The following is a 15,982-nucleotide window of genomic DNA, read 5'->3' on the forward strand; positions in this document are numbered from 1 at the left end:
GTTCTAATCTTATTAAAAAGCGATGTCTTTCAAAATGAGTTCTACATCTTTTATCAGTATCGTTTGAACTTTCTTTAGCAGCCTTCAAATTATTAAGTAGTAAAGAAAATGTATATAATCTGCTTCAAATTAACCAATTCTGTTGCAAATTTTAAAAAAGCAATTAAACTACAAGGTTATTTTATATTTGAATCATACTTATATATAATTGAAAGGCGAAGTCTTTAATGAGACTCCGCCTTTCTGTTATATAAGGATTTATTAATTATTACTTTTCTGTTTAACAGTGTAATCATAGACTTTCTATGTTTTAGTTCACTTTACAACAGAATTAATATTTCCCTATTTTTGTGGAGTAACAGTTTCCACTTTTAATTCCTTTATTCCTTCTTTTAATGTAACAGCATCTGTTCGTAATGTTTTCCAACTGTCTTTCGCTGCATTTAAATTAGGTTTTAAGAATTTAAATTTATTTTGATCGGCTTTTTGAGCTGCATTCTCAATATGCCCTAGAACGCCCGAATATTGAGAATCTAAATCATGCCACTGCGTGGACATATAAGTAAGAGCGTTAATAGCATCATCAAGCGCCTTGTGCATTTCATTAATATTACTGTAAGCAACTCCAACTACACGATTTAAGGTTACTTTATAATCAACGGTCTGACGTAATTCTGCTAATAAAGGCTCTAACTTACCTAAATTATCCCTTGCTACTCCCACTATAATACCGCCAATTATTGGTAGACCCAAAATAGCGCCCTTCATTACATTAAACCCATCAGATTCTAATTGTTTATAATAGTTTACTGATCCTAATACTTCTTCTAGACGCTTTTGATCGGCATCAACATCTGCACCTTGATTTTTTAAAATTGATTGCAAGAGCTCTTTATTACTTCCAAATGCTCTAACATCGTGTCCAATAGAGTCTCTTAATTTAGTTAATTCTTCTATTAGTTGTTGTGCATACTTTTGATTTTGTTGAATTTCACCTCGTAAATCTGTAATCCCTTCTTTTAAAGTTTCTCCATCCCCTGTATTAATCGCCTCTATCATTGTTTCATAATAATTATCAAATGTTGTATCGTATTCAACAATACCATTCAATGTATCTAAAAGCTGTTTTTTTACTTTCGTATCCCAAGTAACGGCATGTGCCCTTGCATTCTTTTGATCTTGTACGATTCTACCAGGTAAATCTACATATCCATTAATGGTAATTCCCTCAAAATTCACATCAGGATTCTTAATTAACATATAAGAATAGGCATTCATAGATTTTGCAAATAATCCAGCCTTTTGCAAGGTCTCTTTCATTCTCGCTTCATTTGCAGAAAGAGCCGTATCTCCATTGTTCGTTTGTTCAATTTCACTTGCAAAAGTTGTTACTGGTGAAACTACATTAGCAGTTGTAATAGTTAATAGCGTCGATACAGCGAGTAATTTGTAAGGGATTTTTTTTATCATTTCATTTTCCTCCAATTTAGGTTTTAAATTTCAGTTCTACTCCTGTTTAAAAGCAATATCTTTTGAAATGAATTCTGCATCTTTATGAATATCATTCCAACTTTCTTTAGCGGCTTTTAAATCATCTGGTATTAAAGAGAATTTGTGGTCTTGCATAGAATCGATATTATCCAATAAATCTGTATAATTTGCGCCCATTGTATTCCATTGCTTTTGAATATTTGTTAGAGACAATATCGCTTGATCTACAGTCTGGTATAAATATGCCAATGTTTCTTTCGCGTTAGTAAGCGAAAGAACTGCTTGATTAGCACGATCTGCCTTCATACTTAATTCTCCGATTTTGTTAGAAATTTCATTATAGGAGTCCATATGCTTAGATGCTGTGACACCAGCCGCAGTTCCTAGACCGATACCAGCTGCGCCAAGAGCCGAGAGTCCACCAACAACAGCCGGTGTTGCTGTACCGCCAGTTACAACAATAACTACCGCTCCTCCAATAGCTGCAATAACTAAAATAGCTGCTCCCAATCCACCACCAATTGACCATGCTAATACATCATCAAAATGTTTTTTCTGAGTGGAACGAAGTTGCTCAATTTCAGCTTGAAGTTGTGGAATGGTTGCCTGTTGACCTGCTAATATTGCAGTTAATCCACCTTTCCCATCCGGACCACCAACATTATTTTTAAAATCTGTAGAATTTTGATATAGTTTCCCTTTGAAGTCTTGTAGCATCTTAATCACATCTGTAACTTCTTTTGAATTTGTATTGATTGTAGTAATTAAATCATTTATACCCTCTTTTAGACCTGCCTTATCTTTCTTTTGTACAGTTTCTACTAATGTGTCGTAATAATTTTGAAATTGTTCATCGTAATTTACAATATTACGAGCAGTTTTTTGAATCTGTGGCTTCGCTGTATCTAACCAGTAATTCGCATTGATTCGTGACAGCTCTTGATTAAGGTGAATATTTTTGAGCAACTCTCCGCCCTCTGACCCTAAATCGATATTAGATAAATTTACATTTGGTTGCTTAATCATTGTTTTTGCGTATAAATCCATTACTAGAATATGAGACCCTGTTTCAGCCAATGCTTTCTTCAGTCCTTCGGGGCCTAATGCATAATTGCCTACTTTTTGTTCTTGAGCGGTCGTTTCTTGTGCAAATGCATGAATAGTGTTACCGGTAGTAGCAGTTATAACAGTTGCTAATGTAGCTAAAGTTAGTACTTTGAATGGAAATTTTTTCATGACTATTCTCCTTCTTTCGCTAAATGCTTATAATCTTTATGAATTCTGAAAAAACGCAATATCAAAATTTATATACTTGTTCTTCAAGGTAACTTATTACATTTTTTAATTGTCTTAATGTATCTTTTTGAGACTGCTCGTTAGTTGTATCAACATTAGTAGATAATTTTGTAATGCTATTTTTTATTAGATTTAAATCTTCTTTATAGCGCTTTAGTAGATCAAGTTCTACATCTACTTGATTTGCAAACGTATGCAAATCATTTTGTGTAAGAAGAAGCATTGATTTTTGTAAATCAGCTATTGATAATTTCGTTGTTAAATCATATATTTTTTGATTTTGTTTCTCTAAATCATCTAAATATGCTCGCTGTTCTGCTGTTAATTTATTTACTTCAGCAAAAACGCCAAATGTTTTCTTAATCTTTTCGGTATCAATGACCTTCATCAGGTCATACTCTTGTGTTTTTGCTGCGGCTGCGGCTGCTATTTCACCTTGTTTGCTTTTCTCAATTGCTTCACGAGCTGCTTTTTTTGCTGATTCAATCTCTAGAGCAGTTTTACCTTGCTCTGTTGCTTCTTGCACTGCTTTTTTCTCAGCTTCTAGAATAGAGTTGTTAATTTCTTTTCCTTTGTTATACGCTGCCACCCCTGCTTGAGCAGCTGGTTCAATAATTTCTTTTGAAAGACTATAAACTTCTTTGAATATAGCAAATCCCTGTTCATTTAAAGCCCCTGGTATTAATGCAATTTGCTGTAAATCATTTTGAATTGCTTTTTTGGTATTTAATATTTCATTTTTTAACTGATCTATTTTTCCTGTTCCATCTGTACTTAGTATGCCTTGAGCAGTTGCCACATTGGTATCAAAATCTTTTAATTTTTTATCAAGTTGTAATTTAAGATCTGTTAATTCATTGATTTGCCGTTGCGTATTTTCTTGATTCGTCATAGCCATTTCTTGAAGTACTTCAAGTCTATCCGAAAACCCTTCTCTATCTTCTTTATTGTCTACAAACGATTTTAATGTCGGGTAATAGCTATTAAATTTTGTTACAAATCCTTTACTTTTTGAATTTAATAGAATTAACTGTGGATAGAGTTCCGATGACCATTCCTTCATATCTTGTTTGATTAGGAATTGATTTGTATTTAAAGCTGTGACTTCCTCTAACTGTACATTAGGACTCATTAAAGATTGATCAATATACGTTTGGATTAATTTAGATTGCGCACCTAATTTTCGTAATGAAGAGGAAATATCCATGCCTTCCTGTTGAGTTTCCGCTTGAACGATTGGTGTTGCAAGAGTATTGATAGGAATATTTCCTCCAGTTACAATGGATGTGACTAATAATCCTGTAATTATTTTAGTTTTCATTCCGTACACTCCTTTACCATTGTTTTTATAACTTAATTCATATAACTTGTACGACCTCTCTCTTTGTAAACTGGCTTGGAAGGAGAAATCTTTCAGATAGGGTAATATCGTTATTTTTTACTTCTAATAGGATGTAAGGATTTTACTTATCTCTCATTTCGATACTCTATTTTTTCAAACATAAAAAATTTGTTAACTATATTTGAATCAAGCACCCTATGAATAGTAAATTATTAATTCTTCCCTAGAATTGCGTTTTAACTTACAGAACCGCGAGAATCAATATACCACTACTTACAGTTAATCTTGTCATAACATTGTTTAATTAAAATTCCCTAATATAACTCTCAGTTTTGTCAGCAAACTCCTTACTAGACAACAAAAGGTGAAATTATACTGTACATCGCTTATACTTTTATTGCGGAATAACTTCACTTTTGTTATGCAGAAACTTAGAACACGTTTATTACAAATTTGATTCTTAACCTCTTGTAAATAAATTTACTATTCGGAAAATTATTTTCGACATAATGTTACTTACAACTTCACTATAATTCCTATTAGCGTAACCTTCTCCTTTCTGTCTGGTCATACCAGTTATGTTGTTCATTAAAACATTAAATTTTTAATGCGTAAATAGAAAAATTTTGTCGATTAAGCTCGATAATTTACTGTTAAATAAAAATATGTCCCGAAAAAAATTATATAAATATAGTTATTCGTAAATTTCATTTCTGTAATTGTAATGATTACAAATTAATGTGTATACGGTTAAAAATAACTATTTTCGCTCAACCAAGAAATTTTATTTTAGAAAAAATACTTATAGAATAATATAATAGGTCTTTTTATACTTTTTTACCTTTATTTAGTTATGTATAATTGCATAAAATGTAGATATATTTAGTAATATATGTTATATTGTTGATTTTTTTACAAAAAACCCTAATATTTTTATTAATAAATATATAATATGAAGATATTAGCCTATAAACTTATCTTCGTTATAAACGTAGGTTTTAAATTACAAAAAAGCTGCAAAGCTTACTTGAAACACTTTGCAGCCTTCTGTCTTTTTGTTTTCTTTAGCAAAATAACGGTTAGTGTATTTTTCAAGTTAACTGTACGGTACAAACATTTCCATTGAGCTTTTGCTCACATATGTGTTTATCAAATCTTCAAGAGCTATTTGTTTGAGCTGACGTCAGACTAGTGTTTATCAAAAATAAAACTATACCTATAAATTCAGCACATGATTGTTATAAAAATTGAAACTGTTCCGCTAACAAGATAATATCAGGTAGTTCAGTATTTTCATCTTTTTGGATACTTACACCCATGTTTAAGTCTTTACATTGGAGACAGTAGATAACAAACTTATATTATTGTATATTTTTCACGGTACTGCCTAGGAGTCATGCTAGTGATTTTTTTGAAAACTCTTATAAAATAACTTTGGTCATTAAAGTTAAGCCAAGCACAGATATCTGATAACGAATAAGTAGTGAGTGTTAATAATTTCTTTGCTTCTTCTACTCGTTCCCTTTGAATATATTCGCTTAAAGTAATTCCCATTTCTTTTTTAAATAGTTTAGACAGATAAGTAGGCGTAATTTCTAAATGATTAGCAAGTTCATTCAGAGATATTCCATCGTAAACATTTTTATTAATATGTTTTATACATGTAGTAACCGCGTAAGAATACTTTTTTGCATTGTATTCTTTCACACGATCTGCAAAAGTACGTAAAGCATCCCCTGACAATCGCTTTACAGATTCTACATTATCTAATTGTTCCAGGGTTTGTATATATAAAATACTATGAGCAAAAGCAATATCTGGTGGCAGGTTTCCTTCTATTGCATATCGAGTGGCTAAGGTAATCGCAATAATCCCAAGATTTTTTTGATTCCTGAGCGGATCCTCTATTAGCATAAGTTCAACATCTTCTTGCGAAACCGCATACATATACTGTATTAACTTTTTTTTATTGCCTTCTTTAATAGTCGAAAAGAAATCATTTACTAATGCCATATTGTGCGTTTTAGGTTTGTTTTGTCGGCGTTTTAAAATATATAAATCAGGTTTCACATTTTTATTAGGAATTTCCTCTAGTACTTTATTTTTTTCCAAGACAATATCTACATCTAACTTTTCATTGAAAATCATGTAATGTAATAAAATTCCCATATCAATTAATGTAGTTTTTTTAATCTCAGATAAACACTGATAATAGGCAAGTCTTTCTTGAATGTTATCATTTGATTTAAATTCTTTCTGAAATTTTATGATCATATCATCTGAATCTTTTGGATGTATAGTAGGACCGATTATAATAGTCCCTTTAATATCATCATGATTTTCTATATGAATTAGAACAAAATTTTCAAGATAGTTGTTACTTCGAAAAAGTGGCAAGTTAAAGGGATCGTTTTCTTGATAAATATCACTAAGATGTTCTTCTTTTGAAGAATAAAAAGGACTACAAACATTATCAGATGTAGAATGATATAAAATTTTTCTGTCTGCAGATAAAATATGTACAGGGGCATTAAATGCTTTATGTGCAAGATCACACAAGTGTTGTATATCGATAGAAGTATTCATTACATTCTCCTTTATAGATCCATAAAATATATTCTGTTAGATATAATTCACGACAAATAATACTATAAAATATCAAATTAGTACAATTCACAACAAAATATTACTATATCTTTTTTATAAAAATCATATATTATTTAATTGTAGTTAGCATCTAAACATCAGAGTAGATAAGTAAATGAAATAAGTTAAGTTCTTTTCTTAATTCTACAAGATATAATTATTGAACTTGAGAAAACAGTGAAGTACTACAAAATACAGTGGTAGTCAATGCGAGGACCAAGCTGGAAAAAGATTTAAAATACAGCGAAAGTAACAGGAGATACTGTACCACCGCAAGAAACAACAGTCAAAGTTCCAATTCAATCACTTATACAAATTGAATTCAAAAAATAAATACTGCTAATTTAAATATGAAACTGAAAAACTATTTTGCTCCAAATTTTAAAAAAAGATAATAAAGAAGTTTTGAAATTGGAAACAGATGAAAGCGATACGGTTATTTTTGAAGCACTATGCTTTGAAAAGTACAAGGTGGAGGAAATTCAAGTACTCAACTAAACATAAAAAAACGAATGGAATATTCAAAAAAATGACACTATATTACTGGTCGCAACATTAGTTTTACTTTCCACAAAAGAGGAAAATATATATGGACTTTACAAATACTAAAAATAGCAAACTAGATAGTTTTATTACCGCATCACATAAAGTGAAACTTTAATCAGTGGGGGTTTTGTTCATCCCCCACTGATTATTAGCCCACACCAATCGGGCTTTTACGGGCAGTAAGACTCCCACCTAACTTCTTTGCTTCCGCTGAATTTTGAGGTGGGGGTCTTACTGCCCGGCAAATAGCGAGATAAACTTATTAATAATTTCCAAATACAATAGTTGTTAATCAACAAAAAACTTCAATAACCAAGGTGCACAGTAAATTGACCTCAAAACAATAATTACTACAATATCAGGTTTTGCTTATTCTATAAAAAAGAAATATCACTTAAAAACTATTCCTTTATATCGATTTAGACATAAAACATTTTATTATATCGGCTTAAGTATTATGGAATTAAAATTATAAATAACACCAAAACCCTTTTAAGGGCTTATACATTGTTCGTATCGAATTTATCGCCTTTCAATACCTATGTCATTAACACAACTAAAAAAGATTATTACAAAGGAATCTGAGAGGTTTTTTCAATTTCGAAATTTATTTTTTTGTAAATTAAAGGAAAAATAATCCGTATATATACGGATTATTTTCTTAGTGTAATCTGTATTGACCTGTTAACTGTTTTTCAGCCATTCAAACTAAGCGTTTTGTAATCTCTCCACCGATCCGAACCATTTGCAGATGATGTGATGTATCAGGTCCCAGTGTGACTCTTAGTTCAAAAGCAATTTCATACTTCATTTGCTCAATAGTACTTGTAGTAGCAGAAATAAGAATTTCATTTGTATTACTTTCGTATCTTTGAATATTTATAAATAACATGTGCCTAATTATGCTATTTACGCACAAGTAACCTAATTTATTCCAGTGTTTTTATAGGAACCCTTTCCCTCCCCTTATTCCACCAATTAAATTTGAAACACGAATGTACATTGCATTTCAATATAACAATAAAAGCTACAAAAGCAACGAATTTACTATTTTAAAGTTAAGTGTTTAACCTTGAAGTACTTAAATTCTTTTTTCCAGATAAAGCATACATTATATCTTGATGTTTTATTGTCCTCTTATAATTATGTGGTATCGGGAATTTATTTCGGTGTTCTTTTATTATAATTAAAGTTTGAAGTTCTATGCTCAATACTTTTGCGAGGACATGATAGTTATACCCATTGTTTAACAGAGAAATTATGTCATAAAACATAGTTTTTCCACCCACTAATTTTACTAATTTATTCTTTAACTCATCCCTTTTTTCTTTAGCTTCATCAATTTCTAACAACATGGATTTTTTATTTGTCTGCTTAATGTATTGAGTATACAACTCTGGGAATTCTTTTTGTACTTCTTTGTTTAATACTGGTTTATATTTAATCATGTAAGTAACTTGTAACAATGAGCGTTTTAACAAACTATCTTCAATGAGATACGCTACTTTATTAAATAAATGTACATATTCCTCAATATTGGAATAACTATTAAAATGAGCTAATACTCTACTTTTTATACTAAAAGCCTTGCCTACATAAATAATATTGTCATTATAGTCTTTAATGAAATAAATACCACTGTCAGATTTTTTCAATTTATTATCCAATTCTTCTATACTCATAAAATGCAATTCACTCATAATTCTCTCTCCTTAGCAGTTTTAAATCGTAAAAAACAAGCAAGGTTTCTAAAAAAGTACTTAGCTGCCCTAGCATCTCTTATTTTATCTCTTGCTAAATGTCAAAAAACTGTTTCTATGTTACTCAACTTTCAATATGATTATTAATAAAATTTTCGATCGTTATTATCTCGCAATTTTATCATGTAATTTCGAGATCGTTTCCTCATTTAAATTACTGTGTTTTATCGAATAAAGGAAATATACTACTACCCCAATAGTAATCCAAATACTAAAGTACACCCATGTCCTTAACGGTAAATTTAGCATTAAAAACACACAGCATACAATTGCAACGCATGGTAATACAGGTACAAAAGGTACCATAAATCCACGTTTTAAATTTGGGTGTGATTTACGAAGGATAATAACTGATAGACAAACTAACGCAAACGTCACTAAACTACCGATATTAACTAAATTAACTAATTCTTTCAAATCAATAAACCCAGCTATTATAGAGCTCCCTATTCCTGCCAATCCAGTTATAAAAGTGGGTGCTCCAGTTTTCTTATTAACTTTCGCAAATGATTTCGGTAACAATCCATCACGACTCATTGCAAAGAATACTCGTGTTGCCGCATACATATTGGAAAAAATAACAGCCATAAGGCCAATTACAGCACCTGCAGCAATTGCACCAGCGACTTTTCCTTGTCCTACAACTTCCATTACATAAGCCATCGCCTCAGGAACATTTAATTCTTTATAGGAAACCATTCCTGTCATAACAAGGCATACCATAACATAAATAATTGTACATATGATTAACGATGCAATAATACCGATCGGAAGATTACGTTTCGGATCTTTTACTTCTTCTGCTGAAGTTGCTAATATATCAAAACCCGTAAAAGCGAATAAAATAGCTGCTCCACCCGTAAAAACTCCACTTAAACCGTATGGTGCAATTGGTATCCAGTTCATTGGTTTTACATAGAATATACCAACCGTAATAAACAACAAAATCATTCCAATTTTAATCAATACCATTATATTATTGATTCGTTTGCTTTCCCTCGTACCACGGGATAACATCCATGCTAATATCAATGTAATGATTACTGCTGGTAGATTCACAATACCACCATGCGAAGGAATCCTTACTAGAGCTTTAGGTATCTCTAATCCAAACCCCTTTATTAAATTGTGGAAATAGCCTGTCCATCCAGCAGCGACAGCCGCTGTTGCCACGATATATATTAACAGCAATGACCAACCTACTAGATGAGCAACAAACTCACCAATTGTTGCATATGAGTACGTATACACACTACCAGATGCCGGGAGTGTGGAAGCAATTTCTGCGTAACATAATGCTATAAATCCACATATAATTGCTGCAAGTACAAATGAAAAAATAACTGCTGGACCAGCATCTCTTGCTGCTACTAATCCAGTTAACACAAGAACCCCTGTTCCAACTATCGAGCCTATCCCTAACATAATTAAATCAAATGCTCCTAATGTTTTCGTTAAAGTCTTGCTTTGATTATGCTCTAACAATTGTGTAACGGATTTCTTTTTTAGTAAATTACTCATATTTTCTGTATCCCCTTTAAAATAAGGTTTGTTTTTCTCTTTAGTGTTGTATATAAATTTACTTAGTTATTAACTAGCCTCATAATATTTCTTTTACATTAAATAGATTTGAAATATTATATAAATTCGCTTCTCACTTACTAGTTAAACTAGACATTTCCATAGATTTTTGCGTACAACGTTTCATAGCTGAAATGATAGCTGTTCTTAAACCTTTTTCTTCTAGCGTTACTACAGCTTCTATCGTCGTTCCACCTGGAGAACAAACCATATCCTTCAATTCACCTGGATGTATTCCTGTTTCCAATACCATTTTTGCAGAACCTAATACAGCCTGAGCCGCAAATTTATAAGCTTGTTTTCTCGGCATACCGCCAAGTACAGCAGCATCTGCCATGGCTTCTATAAACATATACACATATGCTGGAGAAGAACCACTAATAGATGTAACAACATCCATTAGTTTTTCATTTACGACCTCCGTCTGGCCGAAAATATTAAATATGTTAAGTACCTCTTTTATATCTTTTTCTGTAACCATTTCATTAAAACATAACGCAGACATTCCTTCTCCAACAAGTGCCGGTGTATTAGGCATTACTCTAACAACCTTTAACTTTCTACCAAATTCATTCTCAGTGCTCTTAATACTTTTTCCTGCAGCAATAGTTACAACGATTACATCATTTTTTATTTGATCTTTTATTTGGTTAATTACCGATGAGTATAAATCTGGTTTGATTGATAAAATTAAAATATCAGCACTGTTAGCGACTTCATTGTTGTTAGTAGTTATAGTTATGCCATATTCATTACTAGCATTTTTTAAATTAATGACGTTTAAATCTGAACAAATTATTTGATCCGGAGAAACTATATTTTTTTTAATCATCCCACCTATCATAGCAATACCCATGTTTCCACATCCGATGAATCCTATTTGTTTATTCATAATAATTTGCTCTTGCTCCTTCTACTCTAATTTTTATTGATTTTGAAATTATTATTCTAAATAAGGGCTATTACAATTACTTGGTTTATCAATAGAATTTCAAAATTCTCCTTCCTATATAGAGCTTACATATACCTCTAATAACTTCTTTGCTTTCGCTGAATTTTGAGGTGGGGGTCTTACTGCCCGGCAAATAGCCGGATAAAATCATTTCTTTAATCTATAATAAGAAGGACATAAAAAAACAAAAAGTTACAAAAATTTTTAAATTAAAATTTTTGTAACTTTTTGTTTTGATGCAAATATAATTTCAATTAAGGTATCTCACCGTTTTAAACTTGACGCTCCATAATCTTGTATAGTTACATTTATATGATATTTAATCGATACCTTACTAAATGTTTGATCCCAATTTTTTTTGACTTTCTCCCATGTTCTCGGGTGTTTAATTCTTAATTGGTTGCCAAAACCCGCAATATCGACTTGGTATTCTTTTTGTATTTTTTTTGTAACATGATGTACTAAGTGCTTTACTTCTTTTTCAATAGATTTTTCTTCCTTTTTTAAAAATTCATTTTCAAAATCTTTTCCTGATTGCATCCAATTTTCAGACAAACGCCCTTCTGATTCAATGTTTACATCAAAGGAAATATTATTTCCGTTAACCTGTGGTATGATTTTGCTTTTTATTGACTTTATTTCGTATATAATCAGTTTCTTTGATTCTTTATCAAAAGTTTTTACCACACCACCATTCCTTTTTCCGTTTATCCATACTACTCCTTCCAATTCCTGTTCATTTAAAAAGCCCATCAACTTTTTTGTCTTCCCTTTAATTACAGCAGCTCCTGCAAATTTTGTTTCCCCATTTATCGAGATTACATTTTGCAAAAGAAAACTGGACCCTGACCGCATCTTTCCTTCCAATTTAGCGAGCGATACAGGAGGTAAAATCCTTGTTGTTCTATTTCTATTATCTGCAATTCCAGACAAACGAAATGCTGGGATTTCTCCTTTTTTGTTTGATTCCAGTACCTCCTTCGCTAGACCCTTGCTAATTAAGAGCATACAGCTAAGCCGAACTTCATTGTCACGGAGATACTGTTCAAGTAATTGTTCTAAACTGTATGTACGTACAAGTCTATCACTAATAACAATGTTTTTTAAATGTGGGCTGAACATTGTGCTCTCTCTTTTCAATGAAAACTCACGAACAATTTGATGAATGGAATCACCGGTCTCAGAAACATTTATATAACGTTTTTGCTGTCCGTTTCCTTTACTTTGTGCTTGCGAACTAACAATTTGATAAGTAGCTGTTATAAGATTTCTTTTAGGATAACCTCCTTCCTCATCCTCTTTCTCGATTGTTGAATCCTTCCCTTTATCTAGTGCTATACCTGCAGTTAAACTCAACTCTTCTACTTCTTTACTGCTCCAACATCCTGTTAAAAATAGAAGCAAAAGCGTCCCTAACAAAGCCAAATAGAACCGCATATAATTAAATTTATGTTTCACACTACTCCTCCTTTTAATCGCGTAATAATGAGAAGAAGCAGTGGCAGTAAACCAAATAAAAATAAAGCAGCATTACCGAGCATATCCCCCAATTTAAGCAAGTCATTTATATTTTTCGAAGTCATAGCAATGATGTAAATGATTGGAATCAAAGCCAAAATAAACGGATGAATACTCTTTTTAAAGAGTTGCGCTAATCCTAATGCAGCTGCATAATAACTAATCGTATATGTAGCAAATATTTGCATAATCCATATTACAAGCAGTAAAGATTCAAAACGTTCAAATATCAATCCGGAAATTTCAAAACTGCGCATAAGGTCAATTGTCGGCCATGTTCTTGTTACAACCCCATCAATTGATAATGCACCAATGACCATTACAACAGTTATTACATAAAAGATTAACGGAATTGAAATTCCAACTAAAATAGCTTTTACTGCTTTCTTTCGTTGTTCCATAAACACCAAAAGAATCAACATAATTTCAGGACCTGTATATGCGAGAGACGTTGTTTTTATCCCATCTAACACTGGTTTAATTCCCAAACCTAATACAGGACGGAGATTATCTATCTCGAATATTCCGATACTCATAAAGGAAATGAGTAAAAAAATAAAAAAAGTAATAGGAAATATTATTTCAAACATCCGTGCAATCGAGTTAATACCACTCATAATCAAATAGAGACCTATCCACATAAAAGGCATAACAATAGCCCATGTGGGGGTTCCTTCTAGCAAAAAAAAGCTTATTACTTCTGCCATTGAACGAATTTGAAATGCTGAAGTTGTAAGAAAATACCCTATAATAAGAAAACTAAGCAACCTGCCTATCCATTTCCCTACAATATCTTGACTGTATTGATAAAATGTTTTATTTGGAAACTGCTGACTTAATTTGACCATAATTACTCCTGAAACCATTGCGAGTATCCCACCTAATATAACACTTAGCCATACATCTGGTGTTTTCACTTTTTCCACAGATGCTCTAGGCAAAGTGAGAATTCCTGTCCCAAGTATGTAATTTACAATAATAACAACTGCTTGCGAAGTTGTTATTCGGTCTTTAGGTTTCGTAATCACTGAAGGCCACTTCCTTTCGTCATCAGCTACCTTTTGCGGATAGTTTTTTTGGTATGCATTATTTTCGGTCGACGTCTCATTATTTTTAATGGCATGCGAACCATAAAATCTCTCCAGTCACTAAATCGATACGGAACAGCAGGGCTAGTATAAGGAACGCCAAAACTTTTCAGTTTCACTAAATGACTGCAAAGTAAAAGAAAGAAGAGAATAACACCATACAAGCCAAATATCGCAGCACAAAACATAGCTACAAAACGAAGAATGCGTAACGTAATTCCCACACTATATTGCGGAATAGTAAAAGAAGAAATAGCTGTTACCGCAACAACGATAACCATTATTGGACTAACAATTCCTGCTTCTACGGCAGCCTGACCAATTATTAAACCGCCCACAATTCCCATTGCAGGTCCAATCGGTTTAGGCAGACGTAAACCTGCTTCTCGCAAAACTTCGATAGCTACTTCCATAATTAACGCTTCTATTAAAGCGGGAAAAGGAACTCCTTCTCGCGATCCGATAATAGAAATAGCGAGCTTAGTGGGAATTAATCCTGGATGAAATGAAATAAAAGAAATATACAGTGCTGGAGCAAATAATGAAACAAAAGCTGTCATGAAGCGTAATAAGCGGAGAAGCGTACCAGGAAGCCACCTTTCATAATAATCTTCTGGTGATTGCAGCAGCATACTAAATGTAACTGGAGCAATTAAAACAAATGGTGTTCCATCTAACAAAATAGCTACTCGACCTTCCATCAAAGCACTAATAACACGATCAGGTCGTTCTGTATTTTGAATCTGCGGAAAGGGACTGAGATAATTATCTTCAATGAGTTGCTCTATATAACCAGATTCGAGTACACTGTCTATGTCAATTTTCTGAATTCTGTTTTTTATTTCATCCACCAATTCTGTACTAGCAAGATCTTTAATAAATGCGACGACTAACTCTTTCTTTGCACGTTCTCCTACTGGTAGCTTTACTAATGATAAGCTCTCATCCGCACAGTGTCGTCGCAAAAGTGAGGTATTATCACTTAATACTTCAGTAAAACCGACCCGTGGCCCTCTGACTAATGCCTCCGATACTGGTTCTTCAATGTTTCGTTTATTTGCTTTTGTTGTACCAAGAATAAACACATCTGCTAAACCATCAATTAAAAGAGCTGTTGAACCTATCAATACTTTTGGTATTAATTCTTTTATGTAATGGACTTCTGCTACTTCACTAATTGTAAGAACTTTATTTTTAATATATTCTTTTGAAACAGTCCCCTCCACATAAGAAGATTCATTTTTATATTCATCAGAAAAATCATCCATTAGTAATTTCATAATATGTTTGTCAATTATCTCTTTATCTGATAGACCATCAACAAAAACGATCCCAGCTTGAATATCTGTGCGTCCAATATTAAACTTCCGAAAGCGAACATCAGAATTATGTCCGATTTGTTGCTTTATAAGTTCTAAGTTAGAGGCAAAATCATTTGTGAAATGAACGTTTGCATTTTGAGATGGTTTATGATCTTGTTTCGTTTTATTTTGAATATTATTTTTTTTCACTTGTTTGTCTCTTGACTTCCACCAACTCATTCTTCCCACTCTTTCTCTGCCATACGAACCCAATGAAAAAATCTTGAGATAGTATACGGAATTAAAAACAAGATAAAAGCTTGTACAAAGACTTTCCAATCTGGAAGATAAGAAGTAATTATGTTCCACATTTTTATCACCCAATTTATATACTCTGCTAGGATTGAGATTTCTAAAAAACGATATGTACTTAATAAAAAATAACTATAAGATTAAAGAGC

13 protein-coding genes are annotated in these 15,982 nt (G+C 32.1%); 1 reads left to right on the plus strand and 12 read right to left on the minus strand.

Annotation, left to right across the window (positions count from 1 at the left end):
- Positions 1 to 342: 342 nt before the first annotated feature.
- The 4 genes from hblA to AC0NJG_RS02315 form a co-directional block, all read right to left on the minus strand.
- Entirely contained in the window at positions 343 to 1,470 is a 1,128-nt protein-coding gene (gene hblA / locus AC0NJG_RS02300; protein WP_000591969.1) for a hemolysin BL binding component B, read from the minus strand.
- A 36-nt stretch (positions 1,471 to 1,506) separates the two neighbouring features.
- Positions 1,507 to 2,727 carry a hemolytic enterotoxin HBL lytic component L1 gene (gene hblD, locus AC0NJG_RS02305; protein ID WP_000714435.1) on the minus strand — a complete coding sequence of 407 codons (1,221 nt, stop codon included), beginning with the start codon at positions 2,725 to 2,727 and terminating at the stop codon, positions 1,507 to 1,509.
- A gap of 61 nt (positions 2,728 to 2,788) precedes the next feature.
- A complete protein-coding gene (hblC, locus tag AC0NJG_RS02310) occupies positions 2,789 to 4,108 on the minus strand; it encodes a hemolytic enterotoxin HBL lytic component L2 (protein WP_000850152.1) in 1,320 nt (439 codons plus the stop codon).
- Between the two features lie 1,377 nt (positions 4,109 to 5,485).
- Positions 5,486 to 6,715, minus strand: coding sequence for a helix-turn-helix domain-containing protein (locus tag AC0NJG_RS02315; protein WP_063547309.1), 1,230 nt, complete (start codon positions 6,713 to 6,715; stop codon positions 5,486 to 5,488).
- 429 nt (positions 6,716 to 7,144) lie between these two features.
- Here AC0NJG_RS02315 and AC0NJG_RS02320 point away from each other — a divergent pair, with 429 nt between their 5' ends.
- Complete coding sequence (locus AC0NJG_RS02320) at positions 7,145 to 7,273, plus strand: peptidase (RefSeq protein ID WP_087996869.1); 129 nt, start codon at positions 7,145 to 7,147, stop codon at positions 7,271 to 7,273.
- A 751-nt stretch (positions 7,274 to 8,024) separates the two neighbouring features.
- Here AC0NJG_RS02320 and AC0NJG_RS02325 read toward each other — a convergent pair.
- From AC0NJG_RS02325 to AC0NJG_RS02360, 8 genes are all read right to left on the minus strand, one after another.
- Positions 8,025 to 8,213: a small, acid-soluble spore protein, alpha/beta type gene (locus AC0NJG_RS02325; RefSeq protein ID WP_000897404.1), complete on the minus strand. Its 189-nt coding sequence runs from the start codon at positions 8,211 to 8,213 to the stop codon at positions 8,025 to 8,027.
- 166 nt (positions 8,214 to 8,379) lie between these two features.
- Positions 8,380 to 9,021, minus strand: coding sequence for a GIY-YIG nuclease family protein (locus AC0NJG_RS02330; protein WP_063547308.1), 642 nt, complete (start codon positions 9,019 to 9,021; stop codon positions 8,380 to 8,382).
- A gap of 165 nt (positions 9,022 to 9,186) precedes the next feature.
- Positions 9,187 to 10,602, minus strand: a complete 1,416-nt coding sequence (locus AC0NJG_RS02335) for an amino acid permease (RefSeq protein ID WP_087952656.1) — start codon at positions 10,600 to 10,602, stop codon at positions 9,187 to 9,189.
- Between the two features lie 133 nt (positions 10,603 to 10,735).
- Positions 10,736 to 11,554 carry a pyrroline-5-carboxylate reductase gene (proC, locus tag AC0NJG_RS02340; protein ID WP_001041296.1) on the minus strand — a complete coding sequence of 273 codons (819 nt, stop codon included), beginning with the start codon at positions 11,552 to 11,554 and terminating at the stop codon, positions 10,736 to 10,738.
- A gap of 324 nt (positions 11,555 to 11,878) precedes the next feature.
- Positions 11,879 to 13,072 carry a Ger(x)C family spore germination protein gene (locus AC0NJG_RS02345; RefSeq protein ID WP_474062812.1) on the minus strand — a complete coding sequence of 398 codons (1,194 nt, stop codon included), beginning with the start codon at positions 13,070 to 13,072 and terminating at the stop codon, positions 11,879 to 11,881.
- Entirely contained in the window at positions 13,069 to 14,160 is a 1,092-nt protein-coding gene (locus AC0NJG_RS02350) for a spore germination protein (RefSeq protein ID WP_087952652.1), read from the minus strand. Before AC0NJG_RS02350 ends, AC0NJG_RS02345 begins: the two co-directional genes overlap by 4 nt.
- 26 nt (positions 14,161 to 14,186) lie before the next feature.
- A complete protein-coding gene (locus tag AC0NJG_RS02355) occupies positions 14,187 to 15,761 on the minus strand; it encodes a spore germination protein (RefSeq protein ID WP_140421333.1) in 1,575 nt (524 codons plus the stop codon).
- Positions 15,758 to 15,892 (minus strand): hypothetical protein, encoded by a 135-nt coding sequence (locus AC0NJG_RS02360; RefSeq protein WP_087952651.1) that lies wholly within the window; start codon positions 15,890 to 15,892, stop codon positions 15,758 to 15,760. The genes AC0NJG_RS02355 and AC0NJG_RS02360 overlap by 4 nt, the downstream gene beginning before the upstream one ends.
- Between the last annotated feature and the right edge of the window lie 90 nt (positions 15,893 to 15,982).

Source organism: Bacillus sp. SSR7, from assembly GCF_055902415.1.

What these genes read in the sequence shown, in the direction of transcription:
- hblA (WP_000591969.1), bottom strand. Translation starts at nt 1,470, where the DNA reads ATGATAAAAAAAATCCCTTACAAATTACTCGCTGTATCGACGCTATTA.
- hblD (WP_000714435.1), bottom strand. Translation starts at nt 2,727, where the DNA reads ATGAAAAAATTTCCATTCAAAGTACTAACTTTAGCTACATTAGCAACT.
- hblC (WP_000850152.1), bottom strand. Translation starts at nt 4,108, where the DNA reads ATGAAAACTAAAATAATTACAGGATTATTAGTCACATCCATTGTAACT.
- AC0NJG_RS02315 (WP_063547309.1), bottom strand. Translation starts at nt 6,715, where the DNA reads ATGAATACTTCTATCGATATACAACACTTGTGTGATCTTGCACATAAA.
- AC0NJG_RS02325 (WP_000897404.1), bottom strand. Translation starts at nt 8,213, where the DNA reads ATGTTATTTATAAATATTCAAAGATACGAAAGTAATACAAATGAAATT.
- AC0NJG_RS02330 (WP_063547308.1), bottom strand. Translation starts at nt 9,021, where the DNA reads ATGAGTGAATTGCATTTTATGAGTATAGAAGAATTGGATAATAAATTG.
- AC0NJG_RS02335 (WP_087952656.1), bottom strand. Translation starts at nt 10,602, where the DNA reads ATGAGTAATTTACTAAAAAAGAAATCCGTTACACAATTGTTAGAGCAT.
- proC (WP_001041296.1), bottom strand. Translation starts at nt 11,554, where the DNA reads ATGAATAAACAAATAGGATTCATCGGATGTGGAAACATGGGTATTGCT.
- AC0NJG_RS02355 (WP_140421333.1), bottom strand. Translation starts at nt 15,761, where the DNA reads ATGAGTTGGTGGAAGTCAAGAGACAAACAAGTGAAAAAAAATAATATT.
- AC0NJG_RS02360 (WP_087952651.1), bottom strand. Translation starts at nt 15,892, where the DNA reads ATGTGGAACATAATTACTTCTTATCTTCCAGATTGGAAAGTCTTTGTA.